At 61.4% G+C, this 19,232-nt stretch carries 13 protein-coding genes and 2 pseudogenes; 10 read left to right on the top strand and 5 right to left on the bottom strand.

Going from position 1 to position 19,232, the window contains the following annotated elements:
* Both groEL and groES read right to left on the bottom strand, forming a co-directional pair.
* On the bottom strand, window positions 1-701 hold a 701-nt coding region (groEL, locus tag A3M7_RS0135525; RefSeq protein ID WP_027548168.1), incomplete at its 3' end, for a chaperonin GroEL.
* An 87-nt stretch (window positions 702-788) separates the two neighbouring features.
* Complete coding sequence (groES, locus tag A3M7_RS0135520; RefSeq protein ID WP_027548167.1) at window positions 789-1,103, bottom strand: co-chaperone GroES; 315 nt, start codon at window positions 1,101-1,103, stop codon at window positions 789-791.
* Window positions 1,104-1,373: 270 nt separating this feature from the next.
* On the opposite strand from groES, the gene A3M7_RS50870 reads away from it, so the two are divergent.
* The 5 genes and pseudogenes from A3M7_RS50870 to A3M7_RS50855 all read left to right on the top strand — a co-directional run.
* Entirely contained in the window at window positions 1,374-1,877 is a 504-nt protein-coding gene (locus tag A3M7_RS50870; protein ID WP_027548166.1) for a hypothetical protein, read from the top strand.
* 923 nt (window positions 1,878-2,800) lie between these two features.
* Window positions 2,801-3,931 carry a glycoside hydrolase family 18 protein gene (locus A3M7_RS45465; RefSeq protein ID WP_049823896.1) on the top strand — a complete coding sequence of 377 codons (1,131 nt, stop codon included), beginning with the start codon at window positions 2,801-2,803 and terminating at the stop codon, window positions 3,929-3,931.
* A gap of 751 nt (window positions 3,932-4,682) precedes the next feature.
* Window positions 4,683-5,735, top strand: a complete 1,053-nt coding sequence (locus A3M7_RS50865) for an outer membrane protein (protein ID WP_245284392.1) — start codon at window positions 4,683-4,685, stop codon at window positions 5,733-5,735.
* Window positions 5,654-6,421, top strand: a complete 768-nt coding sequence (locus A3M7_RS50860; RefSeq protein ID WP_371090242.1) for a hypothetical protein — start codon at window positions 5,654-5,656, stop codon at window positions 6,419-6,421. The genes A3M7_RS50865 and A3M7_RS50860 overlap by 82 nt, the downstream gene beginning before the upstream one ends.
* Window positions 6,422-6,462: 41 nt before the next feature.
* Window positions 6,463-6,552, top strand: a pseudogene (locus A3M7_RS50855) (GTP-binding protein); the annotation flags it as partial.
* 121 nt (window positions 6,553-6,673) lie between these two features.
* Here A3M7_RS50855 and A3M7_RS0135500 read toward each other — a convergent pair.
* A pseudogene (locus A3M7_RS0135500) lies at window positions 6,674-8,013 on the bottom strand (LLM class flavin-dependent oxidoreductase).
* A gap of 663 nt (window positions 8,014-8,676) precedes the next feature.
* On the opposite strand from A3M7_RS0135500, the gene A3M7_RS0135490 reads away from it, so the two are divergent.
* The 5 genes from A3M7_RS0135490 (at window position 8,677) to A3M7_RS0135465 (ending at window position 16,411) form a co-directional block, all read left to right on the top strand.
* On the top strand, window positions 8,677-9,609 hold the full coding sequence (locus A3M7_RS0135490; protein ID WP_027548164.1) for a TauD/TfdA family dioxygenase: 933 nt from the start codon (window positions 8,677-8,679) through the stop codon (window positions 9,607-9,609).
* A 28-nt stretch (window positions 9,610-9,637) separates the two neighbouring features.
* Window positions 9,638-10,681, top strand: a complete 1,044-nt coding sequence (locus tag A3M7_RS0135485) for an ABC transporter substrate-binding protein (protein ID WP_027548163.1) — start codon at window positions 9,638-9,640, stop codon at window positions 10,679-10,681.
* On the top strand, window positions 10,678-11,544 hold the full coding sequence (locus A3M7_RS0135480; RefSeq protein WP_027548162.1) for an ABC transporter ATP-binding protein: 867 nt from the start codon (window positions 10,678-10,680) through the stop codon (window positions 11,542-11,544). Before A3M7_RS0135485 ends, A3M7_RS0135480 begins: the two co-directional genes overlap by 4 nt.
* Complete coding sequence (locus tag A3M7_RS0135475) at window positions 11,537-12,412, top strand: ABC transporter permease (protein ID WP_027548161.1); 876 nt, start codon at window positions 11,537-11,539, stop codon at window positions 12,410-12,412. The genes A3M7_RS0135480 and A3M7_RS0135475 overlap by 8 nt, the downstream gene beginning before the upstream one ends.
* Before the next feature lie 918 nt (window positions 12,413-13,330).
* Window positions 13,331-16,411, top strand: a complete 3,081-nt coding sequence (locus A3M7_RS0135465) for an EAL domain-containing protein (protein WP_027548160.1) — start codon at window positions 13,331-13,333, stop codon at window positions 16,409-16,411.
* Between the two features lie 438 nt (window positions 16,412-16,849).
* Here the strand turns inward: A3M7_RS0135465 and A3M7_RS0135460 are convergent, their stop codons facing one another.
* Together A3M7_RS0135460 and A3M7_RS51130 are read right to left on the bottom strand one after the other, a co-directional pair.
* Window positions 16,850-18,175 carry a DUF3422 family protein gene (locus A3M7_RS0135460; protein ID WP_027548159.1) on the bottom strand — a complete coding sequence of 442 codons (1,326 nt, stop codon included), beginning with the start codon at window positions 18,173-18,175 and terminating at the stop codon, window positions 16,850-16,852.
* Window positions 18,176-18,271: 96 nt separating this feature from the next.
* Window positions 18,272-18,397: a hypothetical protein gene (locus tag A3M7_RS51130; protein ID WP_256374910.1), complete on the bottom strand. Its 126-nt coding sequence runs from the start codon at window positions 18,395-18,397 to the stop codon at window positions 18,272-18,274.
* Window positions 18,398-19,232 lie beyond the last annotated feature (835 nt).

Genomic DNA, 19,232 nt, shown 5'->3' with positions numbered 1-19,232 from the left:
AGCAGCTCGTTCAGCGAGGAGAGCTTCTTCTCGTTGATGAGGATGTAGGCGTCGTCCATCTCAACGCGCATCTTGTCGGCGTTGGTGACGAAGTAGGGCGAGATGTAGCCGCGGTCGAACTGCATGCCCTCGACGACGTCGAGCTCGGTCTCGAGCGACTTGGCTTCCTCGACGGTGATGACACCCTCGTTGCCGACCTTCTTCATGGCGTCGGAGAGGAACTTGCCGATTTCGGCATCGCCGTTGGCCGAGATGGTGCCGACCTGGGCGATCTCGTCGTTCGAGGTGACCTTCTTGGAGTTCTTCTGCAGGTCCGCCACGACGGCGTCTACGGCCAGATCGATACCGCGCTTGAGGTCCATCGGGTTCATGCCGGCGGCGACCGCCTTGGCGCCTTCACGCACGATCGCAGCCGCGAGAACGGTCGCGGTGGTGGTGCCGTCGCCGGCCGCGTCTGCGGACTTGGAGGCGACTTCGCGCACCATCTGGGCGCCCATATTCTCGAACTTATCGTCGAGCTCGATGTCCTTGGCGACGGTGACGCCGTCCTTGGTGATGCGCGGAGCGCCGAACGACTTGTCGAGCACGACGTTGCGGCCCTTCGGACCGAGCGTCACCTTCACCGCGTTGTTGAGGATGTCGACGCCGCGCAGCATGCGGTCGCGGGCGTCGACGCCGAATTTGACTTCTTTGGCTGACATATTTGTTTCCCTGAGTTGATTGGTCTCATCTCACTCCTGAGGCGCCCGGCAGGCGCTCCTCAGAGGTGAGCGGTGCGAGCGGTTGGATTAGGCGGCCTTCTTCTTGGCCGACGCATCGGTGAGAACGCCCATGATGTCGCTCTCCTTCATGATCAACAGCTCCTGGCCGTCGATCTTGACCTCGGTGCCCGACCACTTGCCGAACAGCACGCGATCGCCGACCTCGACGTCGATCGGGATCAGCTTGCCGCTCTCGTCGCGGCCGCCCGGGCCGACGGCGATCACTTCGCCCTGGGACGGCTTTTCCTTGGCCGTGTCGGGAATAATGATGCCGCCAGCGGTCTTCTCTTCGGCGTCGATGCGCTTGACCACGACGCGGTCGTGAAGCGGACGGAATTTCATGGAGTCCTCCTAAGCAATTGCTTGGGTTGGTGATTTAGGTGGTTAGCAGTCGATGCCCACGAGTGCCAATGCGGGCGGAGCACAGGTAGGGCTGGTCTTTTCGGGAAGCAAGGGCTCCTCGTAGAAAAAAGGCGCTCAGGTATTCGCCGGCTGTTCGGGGGGGCATACCGACGAATGACCGGACCGGGATCTGCCCTTGGTGCCTAGGATTTTCCTCACTATCCCGCGCGGACGCAAACTCGTGATGGCACGCTGGGGCGTGCCGAGCTCGTGGCGGGTTCTGTAGACGCCACCAAGAAGCTGGAAGCAAAGGGCAGGCCAATCGACTTCCAGCAGCTGCTGAGGATGAGCTCGATGGCGGCACGACCGACGTCCGGTAGTGAGCGCGCGCACTGGAAGCGCTGGCTCGATCCGCAGAGCTGCTGCCTGGTGCCGTTCACCTCATTCTCCGAGGACGACACCATCGATGGCAAGAAGGTGTCGGTCCGGTTCGCTCCCGACGAGAGCCGGCCTGTTCTCGACGATGGAGTTGCAGCCGGCAAGACGGAATGCATTTCCACCAACGCCGCTGTGAGGCGTGCCGAGGCGTTGTCCCGCAAGCCCGGCATCATGGGCGCGGTCGCCTTCTCTGTTACCGAAGGACCCATCGCCCGGCGACTTCGGCGACGCCAAGGTGATCCGGAAATGCGGCGACGTACCCGAAGATCTGAACACGCTGATCGTCCCGACGTCCGACGTCGCCACACCGCGGCGGTGGCATCAGAGCGGAATTAGCCAGCGGACTCGCATTTGAGGCATCGCCATCGTGGCTCCCTGCTATCACGATTGGCGGCCAAGTCATGGACTTCCTGCAACAAGGGCAGACGCGAATGATGCTGGAACGTGGCGTTGGGCGACACGAAGAAGGCGAGAGATCAACTGCGAGGATCCGCCGGATGCTCGGCGAAACCAGATGAACCGGGCAAGCTCGAACCCGATCCCGCAGGCTCCTCCGCGGCGAGCCTTTCGACTTGGTCGACGAACTCGGACCGGGTGCGTTGATCGCGTATCCGGAGAAAAGCGCGGATCAGCCTAAGTCCCTGCAGATCGCTTCGCGTTGAAGACGCGTTGTCGTTCATTTTCGAGCTCCCTGGCTTTCTGTAGGTGGTTCAAGTCCGCAAGTGCAAGAATGATCCGTATCACGCGTCGGTTGCAACATAAATCCTACCAAAAAGGAGGTGTTCCGCCCGGGCCTGAACGCAGGTTCACACGGAGCCCGTGCGGGGTAGGATGCGGGCCACAGTTTGCCCTTCATAGCCTCCCATCCAGGTGCAGAGACGATGAAGCGAAGCGCAACTCAGCGACGAGAGCGGCCATATGCCCATACGTTCCAATACACCAATTTAGTTGTGCGCCTTTCGACATATTCGGATGGGACAACGCGGCGGATGCTAGCCACAAAATGTCGGAAGCCAGCCACAGAACACCGCAATGAAGTCGTAGCGATCAAGTGAAACGAAGGGAGCCAGTACCACGCATATCGAAGGCTCGCTGAGGTGATCGCGTTATCGGTGGGCGCAGGGTAAAATCAGACAGAGAGCATAAGGTCGTAGCCTGTGGCAATTAATCGTCGAGACTTCGCTGCAACCGGGTTTTCTACGCTCGTGTGCGGATCCGCACTGATGCATCCGGGACGGGCCATGCCGTCCAGGAGGCCAGTGGTCGCCGGCTATCTCGCCCCGTGGAAGGTCCGGACGGGCGGTCCAAACATCAAGACGATCCCGGCTCGCGAGCTGACCCACTTGATGTACGCGTTCGGCACCGTTTCGCCAGAAGGACTGGCTGGACTTTCGGATCGTTGCCTCGACGCAGGAGCCTGCGACGGAACCGCGCCGTCGATCCCGTTCGGCGGCAATTTCGCCCAACTCGCCGAATTGAAGCGGAGCAGTCCGGAGCTCCGCATCTTGATGTCGTTGGGCGGCTGGAGCGGGTCGAAATATTTCTCGGCCGCCGCTGCCACGCCGATGTCGCGCGCGCGGTTCGCACAATCCGTTATCGAGGCGTTCTTTCGACCCTATCCGGGTCTGTTCGATGGTGTGGATGTCGATTGGGAGTTTCCTGTCTCAGGAGGACGTCCAGGGAATCTCGCGCGCCTCGAAGACCGTACGAATTTCACGCTCCTGATTGCGGAGCTTCGCCGAAGACTCACTGAGTTTTCCGCATTGGAGCGCAGGGAGCTGGAGCTCACCATTGCCGTATCGGCCGTCCCCAATAAGATTGTCAATCTGGAAGCGGCCGCTCTCGCCAAGCTGATCGACCGGATTCATCTAATGGCCTACGACTATCATGCGGGCTCGACCTTTGCCGGCTTCAATGCTCCGCTGTTTGCCTGTGCCGGCGATCCAAGTCCCAATCTCAATGTCGATGCAAGTGTGAATGCCTTGATCCGGGCCGGGGTGCCGCGGGGCAAGGTCACGCTCGGGGTCGCCTTCTATGGCCGAGCTGTCGCAGGCGTTCCGCAGAACAACGGGGGACTCTTGCAAAAGGGGACGACGGCGAGCGAGGAGTGGGGAGGGAGCGACGGCATCGATTATCGCGATCTCGTTGTCCGGCGACCGGAAGAGCAGGGCTTTCGCCGGTATTGGAGTGATGAGGCTCAGGTGCCGTGGCTCTATGACGCTGAACGGCGGATATGGATCAGCTACGACGATCCGCTATCCATCGCACGCAAGGCGATGTACGCGCGCGCCCATGGACTCGCCGGGATCATGATCTGGGACCTGTTCGCCGACGACGGTTCGCTGCTGCTCGCGGCACTCCGCATCCTTCCTGTGCGAAGATCCGAATAGAAGCGTCGTCATTACGTCGCCTTGAAGCGCGTCATCTGTGTTCGCCTCGAGCGAAATCAGCCGCGAAACGCGTTCGATGCTGTGAGATCAGAGCCACGTCGAATTGAAAACGGCGATGTCGGAAATCTGACAACCGGCAGCGTCGTTCCGGAGGCATGCTGGCGGCAATGCGGGTTTTTCGTCGTGATGCGACGTGCGCACCGGATCCCATCCGGTTGATCGCGAGGCCGGACGACTCTTCGCGACGCCTCACTCGAAGGCTTGAGCAACCCTGACCTGAGCCATGTCTGTGTATCGGTGTGGGGTCCCGACCCCGATCGCGCCATAAGTCACTGATCCATGCGACATAGACGAGGCATGCTTCGGCGCCGATTCACACGTGACCCCCTGCAGTGAAGACGGTGGTCTCGCCAGCCGGCCCCGTTCCTTATCAGGCGAGACATCGGCAGAGTTGCGGCGGATGCTCTATTGGCCTGCTTCAGATGGCCTCACGATGAAGCCGTCGGCGATAGCAACGTAGATTGTGAGTCTTGAGACAAATGTCAGCAACTTGACGCTAAACACCACTACGAAGTGCCTGCAGAAACCGCCGAATTCAATTGGCTCGCGGTTTGCTTTGCTGACGCCATCATTGCCAATCGCAAGCGGTGATTTTCGAGGCGGACTAGGGCGCGCGTCGCAAAGCGTGTGGTCTGGCCCCGACGGTTTGCTGTGGCGACAAGTAAAGGCTCTCGGTTGTGGACGGCGCAGAATGCAGGAAGTGTTTGGAATGCGATCTGGAGTTCTTCTTTCGGGAGTCGCAACAATTGCGCTCGTCGCAAGCGGTGCAGCCAATGCGGTAGACCTTTGGCCAGACGTGAAATTGCCAGCGGCGGTGTGGAGCTGGTCCGGAGGCTATATCGGCGGGAACGTCGGCGGTGGGTATGGCCGAACCTCATTCAGCAATCCCTACGGTCCCCCAATCTATGGCGGCGTGGTTGACACCCCAATGTTCCTCGCAGGTGGCCAGATAGGCTATAACTGGCAGAAGAACAGCTGGGTCTTTGGCGTCGAACTCGATGTCAGCGGTGCTGTCTCCGACGGCACAAATACCTGCCTCGCCTCCTCCGGCTTTGTTGTGAGCGCAAATTGCACGGCAGGTCCCAACGTCTTTGCGACCGGGACCGGCCGGGTCGGTTACACCTTTGGCCCGCATGGCCACACGCTAGCCTATCTCAAGGGAGGCGTGGCTTGGCAAAACAATCGCGGCGATGTCGTCAACAACAACGAGTTCAATGGCCGCGGGACTCAGGAGAACACCAGTTTCGACTATGGTCGGGTCGGCGGCATCATCGGGCTGGGCGTCGAGCAAGCACTTACGTCTGCATGGTCGCTCAAGGTCGAATATGACTATCTGCATTTCGGTGGGCCGAGTGTCGCAACGCCTCCGACGGTGCAGCTTCCGCCGTTCGCAATCCTTCCGGCGAATACAACGAGCCTGTCCAGCAGCTATCACATCGGAACGATCGGTCTGAATTACCATTTTGACGCCGACCCTTGGGGTGCGCAACCATCCGATGAGCCGTTGTTCACGAAAGCAACGGGCAGCGCGCCGCCGACGGCTGACACAGCCGGTTGGTCGTTCGAGGGCGGCTCGCGGCTCTGGCTCAGCCGCGGACGATTCCAATGGAATGACAGCGCTGTGCCCAATGAAATCCCTGCTGGAGATCCTAACATTCTTGTATCGGGATCACCCACCACGGTCTCAACGGACTTTCCGGGGAATTATTTGGCCGGGTTGACAGCCCGTGGGGAGCGTTTCTGAAGAGCAACGTTGGCATCGGTCGCTTCGACAAAGGAAGCACCAACGATGAAGATTGGGGAATTGATCGCAGCCTCTCCTATATCAACACGAGATCAGGCCAGGCAAACGGGAGGTTCAGCTATTACACCGCCGACGTAGGTTACGATTTCCTGCGCGGCGCCAACTACAAGGTCGGGGGCTTTATCGGCTGGACCTACTACGAACAGAGCTCGGACTCCATCGGATGTGTACAGATCGCCAACCCGATGGGTTCATGCTCGCGGCCACATCCAGGTGATGACGACACAGTCGTTGGAAGCCAGAATTCCCAGTGGAATGCACCTCGTGCCGGCCTAAGCGCCGAAACTATGCTCACCGAGCGTTGGCGTTTGAGTACCGACGTCGCTTACCTGCCTTGGACCGATTTCAAAGGACGTGACAATCATCTTGTGCGCCCGACGACCACCTTCATTGATCAACGCGGGAACGGAGGCGGGGGTGTCCAACTCGAAGGCGTGTTGTCCTACTTCATTACCAAGAACTTCAGCGTCGGCATCGGCGCGCGCTATTGGGCCATGTGGACCAAAAAAGACAGTGAAATGACATGCACAGGCTGTGATGGCCCGGGAACCACTGGGACTGAGCTTGCGAAGTTCAGCACGGAGCGCTGGGGTACATTCTTTCAGGCCTCTTATAGGCTCGATTGAAAAGATCACCTACAGCCAGCTCCAAGCATTGCAGGTGGTGAATTCGACCAAGCCGCGTTCAACGCCCCTGGAAACCAGATGAGCTCCGAACGAGCCGTCTGGTCTTCATCGGGCGCGACTTCTCCGAGGACGTCTTGGAGGCATCGTCGCGACCGGCCCCCGACGTTTGCCTTCGGAGGCACACTCGCTCGAGGTTTTTTACCTCCGGCACGCTCCGATACGAAAGCAGGCCTCTGGTGATGGCCAGGGCGATCACGCGATCGCCCGATTCGAGCTGGAGAACACGCTCGGCGGACGGTTCAGTCCATAATGTTCACGCAGCGTCGTGCCAGTGTAGTCGTGACGGAACAGACCGCGCTTGCGCAGGATCGGCACGACTTGCTCGGCGAAGAGATCGAAGCCGCCGGGCAGCCACGGCGGCATGACGTTGAAGCCGTCTGCCGCGCCGTTGTCGAACCAGGTCTGGATACTGTCGGCAATCTTCTCCGGCGGCCCGGCAATCACCCAGTGGCCACGCGCGCCGGCGAGGCGCTGCACGAGCTGTCGGATCATCGGCTTTTCGCGATCGACGATGTCGACCACGAGCTTGAAACGGCTGGCGACGCCCTGCGCGCCGCTGGTGTCGATCAGATGCCGTGGAAAGGGACCATCGAGGTCGAATCCGGTGAGGTCAAGACCGGTCATCTGGCGAAGCTGGGTCAGCGAGAATTCCGGCGTATCAGCGCGTTGAACTCCTCCTGCAGGCGGTCAGCCTCAACCGGAGTGCTGGCGATGAAGGGGCTGATGCCGGGCAGGATCTTAATCTGATCCGGACTGCGGTCGAACGCGCGCGCCTGACGCTTGATGTCGGCATAGAATTCCTGGGCGCTCGCCAATGTCTGGTGTGCGGTGAAGATGGCTTCCGCAAAGCGTGCGGCAAAGGCCCGTCCGTCCTCGGATGAGCCAGCCTGGACATAGACCGGCCGCCCCTGCGGCGGCCGTGACACGTTGAGCGGGCCGCGTACGCGAAAATGCTTTCCAATGTGGTCGATCGCGTGGATCTTGCTGGTGTCGGCGAAAATACCGGAGACAGGGTCGTTGACCAGCGCGTCGTCTTCCCAGCTGTCCCACAACTTGGTGATGACATCGAGATATTCCCGCGCCCGCTCATAGCGTTCGTGATGCGGCGGATGCTCAGGCAGCCCGAAATTCTGGGCCGCCTGCGGCGAACTCGTGGTCACGATGTTCCACCCGGCGCGCCCGCCGCTGATGTGATCCAGCGAGGCGAACAGCCGCGCAAGATTATAGGGCTCGGTGTAAGTCGTCGACGCGGTCGCGATCAGGCCGATATGCTTTGTGGCCGATGCGATCGCCGTGAGCAGGGTGATCGGCTCGAGCCGGAACCGCTGCGCGTAGCGGACGTTGTCGGCCAGCGCCGGACCGTCGGCGAAGAACACCGCGTCAAACTTGTGCGCTTCGGCGCGCTGCGCCAGCTCCTGGTAGTAAGTGACATCGAGGATGCGGTCCGTCGTCGCCGCCTTGTGACGCCAGGCTGCCTCGTGGTGACCGTCAGGATAGATGAAGAAGTTGAGAGAAAGTTGCCGTTTGCTCATGGCCTGACTCGCAAATGTTGGACGTTGTCGAATGTTTGCGTCGTGCTTGCGTGTTGGTCCGAATCTATGTCGGGGATCGCGAAGCTGTCGATGAAATGAATTTGCGTTGTTGCGGGCGAAGCGAGCATGAAGCGCGTGAGCTCGTCGCCGATCGGAGACGAGTGCGTTCGTCGTCACGAACAACCGCAGCAATTCGAGCTGTTTCGTACCTCGGCTGGGTTGATTTGGCTGGCTGTCACGCCGGTCACACGGCGTAACGGACCATCACCATCGCAAATATTTCCGTGTCCGCTTGGCGTGCGAAGCGATCATTGCGCGCCGCGCAAAACAAAGCTGGTTTCGTTTCATTGACTGGATCGCGATCGCATTTACGATCTGCACTGTCCAACCGAGGTCGTTCACCATGCGGCAATCCGATCCAACCGTCGTTCGCGAAGCAGCCCAGCTGATCTCGGCTCTGCGTGTGCGGTGCTGCGACGGCGCGATCGCGGAGAGCTGTACCGCCGGGATCCGTGGTGCCGCGGACCATCTAGCCGCCGACGTGATCCCCTAAGACCACATCCAAGACTTCATCATCATTCTTCATCATCATTCTTCGCCGCTGCTCGTACGACCGGCGCATGGCGGAGCTTTGTCCAGAACATCACAGGGAAGACCGCGATCATGAGCACCACGACCACCACCATCGACAATGTCATCTCGCGCGCCGACATCGTGAAACGCGCGGCACGGCTCGGCGCCGAGATCAGGAACGTCAAGCTGTCGGGCGACCTGCCTGACGACGTCGTTCGCGCCATCAACCAGGTGCTGCTCGAGCACAAGGTCATTTTCTTCAGGGACCAGGGGCATCTCGACGATGCCGAGCAGGAGCGCTTTGCCGTCAGACTCGGAAAACTCGTGCCCCATCCGACGGTCGGTGCGACCAAGGGGACGTCGTCGATTCTGGAGCTCGACTCGGGTCGGGGCGGTGGCCGTGCCGACCAGTGGCACACGGACGTGACTTTCGTCGACGCCTATCCGAAGATTTCGGTTCTGCGGGGCGTGGTGATCCCGCCGTACGGCGGTGACACCCTATGGTCGAGCACGGCGGCAGCCTATCTCGACCTGCCGGCGCCGCTGCGCAAGCTCGCGGATGAGCTCTGGGCGGTCCACAGCAACGCCTATGACTACGCCGTGAAGACGCGCGCGAGCGAGGCGGATAGAAAGCACTTCGACGAGGTGTTTACCGGCACGATCTACGAGACCGAGCATCCGGTGGTGCGCGTTCATCCCGAAACCAGCGAGCGCACGCTCGTGCTGGGCAATTTCGTGCAGCGCTTCGTCGGCCTGCCGAAATATGACGGGCAGAAGCTGTTCGAGCTGTTCCAGTCCCACATCACTGCGCCGGAAAACACCGTGCGCTGGACTTGGCAGACCGGTGACGTAGCGATCTGGGACAACCGCGCAACCCAGCACTACGCCGTCAACGACTATGGCGACCAGCACCGCGTCGTTCGCCGCGCCACCATCGACGGCGAGGTACCGCTCAGTGTCGACGGTCGCCGTAGTGTGACGCGCATCAAAGCGTCGAAACCGCAGACGGCCAAGGCCGCCTGATCCCGCTTCACTGACAGGATTTATCAGGATGAACTCGCTATTTCGATTTGTTCGCGCACGGCATCGCGCCGCACGATTGGCGCTCGCTGGCGCCTTCATGCTGGGCCTCGCGGCTCCGGCCGCCGCCGAGCCGCCGCTCGAAAAGACCGAGATCCGTTATCAGGGCTGGGCCGGGCAAGTGACCTTCATCGAGCTCGCCGACGACCTCGGCTATCTCACGCCGCTGAAGCTCAAATGGGTTGGCAACACCATCAGCGGCCCGCAGGACATCCAGACCGTTGTGACCGGCGATATCGACATCGGCGGCGCTTTCTATGGCGCCATCCTCAAGCTGATCGCGGCGCGGGCGCCGATCAAGGCGGTGGTTGGTTACTACGGTTCGGACGCCAATACCTATCAGGGTTACTACGTGAAGGACGACAGCCCGATCAAGACGGCACGCGACCTCATCGGCAAGAAGGTCGCGGTCAACACCTTGGGCGCTCATCTTGAGTTCGTGCTTCGCGAATACCTGGCCCGGAACGGCCTCAGCGCGAGCGAGGCCAAGCAGGTCACGCTGGTGGCGGTCCCGCCCGTAACGGGGGATCAAGCGTTGCGTCAGGGGCAGGTCGAGGTGAGTACGCTCAGCGGCATTTTGCGCGACAAGGCGCTGGAGCGGGGTGGAATCCGCTCGCTTTTCAGCGACACCGATCTGTTCGGTCAGTTCACCGGCGGCTCCTATGTCTTGCGGGACAAGTTCATCAAGGACAATCCGAATGCATCCCGCAAGCTTGTTGAGGGCGTCTCGCGCGCGATCGCGTGGGCGCAAACGACACCGGCCGACGAGGTGAGGGCGCGGTTCGACCGGATCATCGCCGATCGCAAGCGCAACGAGGATGCCTCCTCGATCAAGTACTGGAAGAGCACCGGCGTCGCATCCAAGGGCGGCGTGATCTCGGACCGCGAAATCCAGCTGTGGATCGACTGGCTCGAGAAGGATGGCCTGTTCAAGCCCGGTCAGATCAAGGCCTCCGACACATACACCAACGCGTTCAACTATTTCCGTCCGGGAAAGACGGCGGAGGTGCAATGACCCCGGTCAAGATCAGCTTCGAGCAGGTCCGCAAGGAATTCATCACGCGAGGTGAGGGCGCCCGCCCTGCAGGCCGCTTCACGGCCCTTGACGACATCACGCTCGACGTTCGCACCGGCGAGTTCCTGGTCTTGGTCGGCCCAAGCGGCTGCGGGAAATCGACCTTGCTCGATTTGCTGGGCGGACTGACGACGCCGACCAGCGGACGCATCCTGCTCGACGGGCGCCCCATCGCCGGACCCGGACGCGACCGCGGAATCGTATTTCAGCAGTACGCCCTGTTTCCTTGGCGGACCGCCGCGGAGAACGTCGAATTCGGGCTCGAGATCGCCGGATTCAAGGCCAGGCAGCGGCTTGAGATCGCGCGGCATTTCCTCGACCTGGTCGGCTTGTCGGGCTTTGCCAATCGGTATCCGCACGAGCTGTCCGGCGGCATGAAGCAGCGCGTCGCGATCGCCCGAAGCCTCGCCTACGATCCGGAGGTGCTGCTGATGGATGAACCGTTCGCGGCGCTGGACGCTCAGACTCGCGAGACGCTCCAGGGTGAATTACTGCGGATCTGGCGCGCCACCGGCAAGACCATCGTCTTCATCACCCATGGCATCGACGAAGCCGTCGTGCTCGGCGAGCGCGTAGCCGTCATGACGTCGCGTCCGGGGCGGATCAAGCAAGTCATCGACCTCCCCGAGGTACTGCGCGACGAGGTAGACGATGTGCGCTCACTGCCGGAGTTCGGCCATGTACGCCATGAGGTCTGGAGCCTGTTGCGCGACGAGGTTCAGAAGGCCCAGCGGGGCCAGTTGAACGGAGGTGTCGGTGCGCGACATGTGGACCACGAGGTGAAGGAGATCGCCCATGTCTAGTCTGGAGACGCTGATACTGCTGGAGCTCGCGCACGGACGCCGAGAGGCGCTCACTGGCGTGCAACCTCAACCGTCGCCGGCGGTGAGTGGGGCCCGTGCCGCGATCCGCCAGTTGACTGTCCTTGGACACCGCTCCCTGTTACTGATTGCCCTGTTGTTGCTATGGGAAGCGGCTCCCAGGCTCGGCCTGATCGATGCGGTGTTCCTGCCGCCGTTCTCGGAGGTGATTGCCGCCGGCTGGCAGCTCGCGCAAAGCGGCGAGCTCTATGATGATGTCTCCGCCAGCTTGCTGCGCGCGCTGAGCGGGTTTCTGATATCGGTCGCACTGATTGTGCCGCTTGGCCTGGCGGTCGGCAGGTCAGCCCGGCTCGGTAATCTCCTGAACCAGTTCATCGAGATCTGCCGCAACACCGCGCCGCTCGCGCTGCTGCCGGTGTTCATCCTGCTGCTCGGGATCGGCGAGATGTCGAAGATCACGATGGTGATCTACAGCTGCGCCTGGCCACTCCTGCTGAACACCATCGCCGCGGTGAAGCAAGTCGATCCGCTCCTGATCAAATCGGCGCGGACCATGGGCGCGACACCGCAGCAACTGTTTCGCAAGGTGATTCTGCCGGCTGCGCTTCCGACCATCTTCGTCGGTATTCGCCTGGCGAGCGCGTCCGCCATGCTGGTGCTGGTCGCGTCCGAGATGGTCGGCGCCAAGGCTGGTCTTGGCTATCTCATCATCAACAGCCAGTACAGCTTCCTGATCCCGCAGATGTATTTCGGCATCCTCAGCATCACGGTCATCGGGCTCGCGTGCAATGCTGTCCTCGAGGCGCTGGAGCGGCGCTTCATGCGGTGGAAGGCGCCGGTGACGGCATGAGCGTGCAGATATCGTCGCGACGCGAAGCACGATCGCAATCATCTGAACTGCGGACGTGAGTAATGACGACTGAAATCCATCGTGCAGACCAGAGGTCCCGCGGCGTCCGGTTCTGCGAAGTACGATGCCGATTTGGCTGGTGCTTGCCGGCGGCGGACTGGCAGTGATCGGGGCAGCGGCGAGTTGTGGGCGGCAGCAGTTTGCCGTAACGCGGAAACGGCAGGCTGCACTAATCTTACTCCGTCATACCGGTTTATCTCCTGATCCTCAGGAGCTTGCGCAGCAAGCGTCTCGAAGGACGAGGCCACCAGCGGGCTTCTTGCTTCGAGACGCGCTTCGCGCTCCTCACCATGAGGTCTTTCTGACGCAATAAGACTGATCCCTCCCTACGCAGCTGCGGCGACAAACTCGGCACCGCTCACCGCCTGCGCGCGGCGACTTTCCTCACTTTGGTGTCCGACCACGCCAGCGGCTTGCGGCTCTTCGACGGCAGCACGAGTTGCCCGACCGCCTGCCCGTCTGGTCCAGCAGCACCGAATGCGTCTCGCCGCGCGCATAGAGATGTGCCTCGCCCCATTGCCTTAAGGAGACCACGACCAGGAACAAGCCGTGGTCCCGTCTGGTCAGCACATGTTCCTGATAGGCGCTGCCGTCGGAGGCCGGGATCTGTTCGAGGACGCCGGTTTCGACCAGTCGCGCGTCGCGCCGTCAGCATGCCTCGCGCGAACCAGACCGGGCCAGTCGCTTTAAGCCATGTCACTGAGAGAGCAGTGCGGTGGCGGAAGCGGTTGGCGACCGGCGGCGCCTGAAGGTTAATTCTTCGCAATTGCAGCAGCGCCGTTAATGCCCGAGACACCAAGCACCTTTACGTGTCCTTCGCCTCTCTGTCCTAGCTTTGGAACGGCTGGGGCAATCTAAATGGGCATATTCGCGCGATTCCGTACCGCCTTCTCCGTGGGCGATCTGACCGACCCGCTCGGTCGTTCTCTCCTCGTGGAGCAGTTCCGTGTGCTCCGACAGCAGGTGCCGGTTCTCTACGCCGTGCTGCTCGTCGACAGTATCAGCGTAGGGCTGGTCCTCCCGACCACGGTGTCGCCATGGCTGAGATTCGCGTTGCCGGCCGCTCTCCTTGCGATCTGTCTCGTCCGGCTGGTTCAGTGGATACGCCTGAGGCGGAGCGATTTCACGCCGGAGGAGGCGTACCGTGAGCTCGTCAGAACCCGCTTGGTGGCGGTGGTGCTCAACGCGGGCTTCGTGTTCTGGATCCTGGCGCTGTTTGGAGTTGTCGAGCCGAGCCTGCGCGCGCCTGTCGCGTTGCTCGTGTTCATGGGATGTATCGGCACCGCTTACTGCCTCGGCAGCTTCCCGCCGGCGTCGCGGCTGACGATGATCATCGCCGGTGCGCCGATCGCGACCGTGCTGCTCTTCTCCGGAGACGGGATGATGATCTCGCTCGGGATCAATCTGCTGCTGTTGCTCGTCCTGCTCGGTCGGATGATCAGCACGAACTTCCGGTCCTTCGTTCAACTGGTGGAGACCCATAGCCGACTGACCGAAGAAGGCGATCGTGCAAGGGTTGCAGAGCAGACCGCCACAGCTCTCGCCGAGCGGTTCGACAGAGCGCTCAACAACATGTCTCAGGGCCTTTGCTTCTTCGACGACGATCAGTGCCTGATCGTCTGCAATCGGCAGTATCTGGAAGTCTACGACCTCGATCCGGAAATCGTCCGGCCAGGCATGAAGTTGAACGATATTGTCGATCTCCGATATTCGGTCGGCAGCGCACCGAAGATGTCCAAGCAGGAATATCTGGTCTGGCGCAACAGCGCCCCGGTGATTGCCAAGAATTCGGATACGACCGTCGAGCTGACGAACGGGCGAATCGTGCGCATCCGGCATAGGCCGATGCAGGGCAACGGCTGGGTCGCCACCCACGAAGACATCACGGAGCGACACCGGACCGAAATGGCTCTTGCGGAAGCCAAGGCCGCGGCCGAGCAGGCCGAAGCGACCGCGCGGGCCGCCCACACTCATCTGAGGGAAGCGCTCGACGTCGTCCCTGAAGGCCTCGCCATTTTCGGCAAGGACGATCGGCTGGTTCTTTGGAATAGGCAGTACACGGAATTCTACGCTGCCAGCCGGGACGCCCTCGCGGCGGGAGCTCCGTTCGAAGGCATCCTCCGCGCCGGTTTGGCCGCCGGACAGTACCCCGAAGCTGCGGGACGCGAGGAAGAGTGGCTCGCAGAGCGCATGGCCCGACATGCATTGCCCCGGCACTCTCATGAGCAGCATCTCGCCGGCGATCGGTGGGTGCGCGTCGAGGAAAGACGGACGGCGGATGGGGGTAGCATAGGCGTTCGGATCGATATCACCGATCTCAAGCGGCGGGAGGCGTCGTTCCGGCTTCTTTTCGAAGAAAATCCGCTTCCGATGTGGGTGGCGGAGGCGAAGACCCGGCAAGTGATCGCGGTGAACGGGGCGATGTGCCGCCACTACGGCTTTTCCCGCAAAGCTCTCCTCAGCATGTTCGAGCCGCAGCTTGAGTGCGGAGATCCCGAGAGCGAAAGTCGTGACTTCGAGCTGCACCGGACGGCCAACGGCGAGGTGATCCAGGTCGTGATCGAGTCTCGGCCGCTCATCTACGAAGGCCGCGCTGCGCACGTTTCGGTCGCATTCGACGTGACGGATCGGAATCGGACGCAAGAGAAGATCAGCTATCTCGCTTGCCACGACGCGCTCACCGAATTGCCGAACAGGGCGGCGCTCGATCAGCACCTCATCGATGCGATCGAGCGAGCGCGCGCCAGTGACGATGGGTTTGCGGTGCTCTGGATCGACCTCGATCACTTCAAGGAGATCAACGATCTGTTCGGCCATGCCGTCGGCGACGCCGTGCTGCGGGAGGCCTCAAGGCGCCTGCAGGAAGCCGCGCAAGGATCCTACGTTGCCCGTGTCGGCGGCGACGAGTTCATCGGCATCACTGATGAATTGCCGTTGCCGGCAAGCGCGGAACTACTCGCTACCAGGATGCGCGCGCAATTCGAACATCCAATCGAAGTCGACGGCCACGCCCTGCAGATCGATCTCTGCGTCGGAGTGGCCCTGTATCCGAGAGACGCTGACAATGCCGTCTCCCTGCTGGCGAACGCCGATGTCGCGCTCTATCGCGCGAAGCACGAAGGCAGGGGAGCGATCCGCCTGTTCACGAGCGCCATGGACCAGCAGTTGCGGGACCGCCGCGCCCTGGAGCACGATTTGCGGGTGGCTGTGGACCGCGGCGAGCTCTATCTGGAGTACCAGCCGCAGCAGGACCGCCACGGTATCCTCAAGGCCTATGAGGCCCTCGTACGCTGGCGCCATCCGGTGCGCGGAATCATTGCCCCGGGGGAGTTCATTCCGGTCGCGGAGAAGAGCGGCTCGATCGCGCAGATCGATGACTGGGTTCTCATGGAGGCCTGCATGGAAGCGGCGTCGTGGCACCAGCCCTTGAGGGTGGCGGTCAACGTCTCGGCCGCACAGTTCCGCCGAGAAAATCTGGATGCCCACGTTCGCAAAGCACTGCGCGAGAGCGGGCTACCGGCTTCGCGCCTTGAGCTAGAGATTACTGAAGGCGTACTGATCGAGGACATTGCGCGCGCCAAAAGGACGATGCAGTCGCTCAAGGCTCTCGGGATCCATATCGCGCTCGACGATTTCGGAACTGGATACTCGTCGTTGTCCTATTTGGAGGCGTTTCCCCTCGACCGCATCAAGATCGACCGCTCCTTCGTCGCGGCGCTTGGCGAGAGCGAGCGGTCGCTGGCCATCGTTCGAGCCGTGATCGGCCTGGCCCACGGGCTTGGCGTGCCGGTGCTTGCCGAGGGTATCGAGACCGATGCTCAGATGTCGCTGCTCCTGCAGGAGGGGTGCGACGAGATGCAGGGGTACTTGATAGGGCGGCCACGGAGCCTCGAGCCTGCCCCGCAAAGTAACAGGGTTCCTATTCGCGCGGCTTCTTGACCACCGGCGCTCCGCTCCGCGCGCGCGGGGAAGTCCGGGAGGAAGATCCCGCTCGAATCTGGTTCGTCAGCGGCCATGGCCGCTAGTTGCTGTTCTTGATGAAGCTTCATCGGAAACCTTGTTGTCCTCACCTGGTCCGGAAAATCGGTCAATTCCGGTGGCAAGACATTGGCCAACCTCGAAACTGCAGTCTTTGCGGCGATTGAAGCGCTTCCCGAGCCTGTCCGCCTCGGCTGGGCTAGCTTAACTCAGTCGAACCGCCGCGGTACGGACTCGTGGATGCCAAGTGGTGTGGGAAGGCGGGCATCGCGAGACGTCCCCCTATCCCGGTCAATCAAAGCACAAATTGCGGGCTAACCAGTGGGAGCTTTTGCGGCAGCGTCGCACCACGACTATGCGAGCTTCGTAGGACGGACGCACTGCTTTCCTCAAGGAGCTTTAGTCGCAAGCCACCGAGGGCGCGTTGTCGTGCTTGAGGTGTCGCTTCCGGATGTTGTAACTCACCAGCCAGATCACGCCGACCGCGATCGGCACGAAGGCTGCGGTTAGGAACGAGGGCTCTACACGCAGTCCGACATCGTGCGCGCCCTTCGCCAGATAGCTAAACAGGCTGACCACGTAATATCCGATCGCCCCGACCGATAATCCTTCGACCGTGCACTGCAGCCGAAGTTGCTGCCTCGCGCGCTCGTTGATAGCGTGCAAGAGGTCACGATGCTGTCGTTCAATTTCGACGTCGACACGTGTTCGCAACAGATCGGCGACACGCGCCAGCTTGACCGACAGGCTTGCCTGACGATCCTCCACGGTCGCGCAGGTGCGCATCGCAGGCGCCATCCGGCGCGCCAGAAACGACGACCAGGTCGGATAGCCCGCCACATCGTTGCCTTCAATGATGGACAGCCGCGATTGGACAAGCTCGTTATAGGCCCTGCTGGCGCCGAAGCGAAACAGGCTACCGGTCGCACCTCTTTCGAAGGAGGCGGCCAACGCCGTCAGTTCGGCAAGCAGGTGGTTGTTGAATTTCAGTCCCTCTGCGCCTTGCATTTCTTCGAGCGTCTCAACAAGACGCCGATCGATACGATCGACAGACGGCGCAAGCTCGAGGGCCGCCGACAGACCAAGCAGCGCCAACGGGCGGTAGGTTTCGATTTCCAGGAGCCGTTGCACCAGCGCACCGAGATCGTGCGACGTCAACCCGAGGTCGCAGACGAGGATTTTCGTGAAGCCTTTTTCGTCCACGCGGAAGTCTGAGGCGGCAACGCCTGCACCATTCCTTGTGGCAACCATGGCCAGGCTATTCTTGTCAAAAATCTGTTCGGCGCGCTTAGTCGGCGAGGGGTCCTGCTCCACTTCTAACCTGATCGCGACCAGCAATTGTCCGGACTGCCGCAACGCGCGGATCAGCGATCGGACGGCATCATCAACTTTGTCGAATTGGTGAGCGGCAGGACCATTTGCGTTAGGCCAGAACCAGGTGAATGTTGTAAATTCCGAATGCTGCTCCCAGCGTAGCGTAGCAGGCCCGATGACAATCTGATGATGTTTCGCCGATTGCCCAGGCGGCGGAAGATTGCGGTCCAGGCAGAAATCGATAAAACGACAGCGATCGCTTACGGCCGCCTCGCCCTGCGCAAGAAAAGCGAAGTGAATCACGCTGAATGGCGAAACAAGGCGCGTGAAAGGGCGCGCGTGCACTTCGTCGAGCACAGCGTCGCGTTGCGGATGGGGGTTGAAGGTTCGCAGATCAAGTTCATCGATCATGTATTCACGACTCGCTTCAGAGTGAGCAAGCAACCGTCAGCCTTGACGCTCGAGGCATTGGCGGTGCTGGAAAACGGGTGCGCGGCAAGGCGCCGATCAAGTCACGTTGACGATCGATACCGAGGTCGCCTTCGGCTCGACAAAGAGATCTTGCGGGAGCAGGATCAGGCCGAGCAGATTGAGCCGGAACAGCCTGATCCCGCTTTCGACTGACGCCGTCAAAGACGTCTGCGGGGTACGGTCCGGCGTCTAGGGCGAAATGCCGGTATTGTGGATCAATGCTTCTAGCGGTACGCCAGCAAGCCGTTCCCCGACCTTGGGGGTGGCGTGCGACACCGTCCGACGAATGCCTAGATCGACGTGGGCATGGTTGTCTGCCTCCGAAACCCATGGACATCGCCCGCCACCGAAGGATTGCCGCGTGCAAGCGAAGATACGCCGGCCATCTTCTGAAAACAGGTTTCCGGTGGCATGACCGATGCCGCGCGAGGCCGTGGCAAGCAGGAGCGTCTTCCGTTCTCCCAGCGCGGTGCAGACAGGCGACCTCCGGTGCGGCAACCGCATTATCGATTGACAGATCGATGCCCAAGCGCGACTCCATCTTGTTGCTGCCGCCTAACTTCCTGGCGCGGAGAGCCGGTGCAGAATCTGGGCCAGCACTGTTGAAGGGCCTCGCTCGCGTCTTTTTTGGCGCAATGTGGTTTTCGAAGACAGTCGGAGGCGGGTTTCAGACATGAAGCGCGGTTGTATTCTGACAAAATGCGTACGTGAGGCAGGCCACAGGGAATTGCCTGTTCCGCAAGATGTTGCCTCGCCGGCCGCTGCCATTGTCTCAGCGGCCACACTAAGGTCGGATTTGTCGATCCAGAGGCCGGAGGGTGACCGCGCCCGGACCCGCGGGGCAAGGCTTAGCGATGGGCTCATAACGTCACATCGAGCGAGCTCGCCTGGATCACGCACGCAGAGCGCTCGCCGTCCTCGTCTTTGAAGCGACACTCGGAGCAGCACGAGCGTCGCGGCTCGACCGATTGTCGCAGGGAGGCAGATACGTGGCGAT

Origin of the sequence: Bradyrhizobium sp. WSM2254, assembly GCF_000472645.1 — a bacterium.
GTDB lineage: Bacteria > Pseudomonadota > Alphaproteobacteria > Rhizobiales > Xanthobacteraceae > Bradyrhizobium > Bradyrhizobium niftali.
This window is presented reverse-complemented; position numbering and strand designations above follow the sequence as displayed.

Excerpts from the sequence above, each read along its gene's own strand:
- groES (WP_027548167.1), bottom strand. The coding sequence starts at position 1,103 with ATGAAATTCCGTCCGCTTCACGACCGCGTCGTGGTCAAGCGCATCGAC.
- A3M7_RS50865 (WP_245284392.1), top strand. The coding sequence starts at position 4,683 with ATGCAGGAAGTGTTTGGAATGCGATCTGGAGTTCTTCTTTCGGGAGTC.
- A3M7_RS0135490 (WP_027548164.1), top strand. The coding sequence starts at position 8,677 with ATGAGCACCACGACCACCACCATCGACAATGTCATCTCGCGCGCCGAC.
- A3M7_RS0135485 (WP_027548163.1), top strand. The coding sequence starts at position 9,638 with ATGAACTCGCTATTTCGATTTGTTCGCGCACGGCATCGCGCCGCACGA.
- A3M7_RS0135480 (WP_027548162.1), top strand. The coding sequence starts at position 10,678 with ATGACCCCGGTCAAGATCAGCTTCGAGCAGGTCCGCAAGGAATTCATC.
- A3M7_RS0135475 (WP_027548161.1), top strand. The coding sequence starts at position 11,537 with ATGTCTAGTCTGGAGACGCTGATACTGCTGGAGCTCGCGCACGGACGC.
- A3M7_RS0135465 (WP_027548160.1), top strand. The coding sequence starts at position 13,331 with ATGGGCATATTCGCGCGATTCCGTACCGCCTTCTCCGTGGGCGATCTG.
- A3M7_RS0135460 (WP_027548159.1), bottom strand. The coding sequence starts at position 18,175 with ATGATCGATGAACTTGATCTGCGAACCTTCAACCCCCATCCGCAACGC.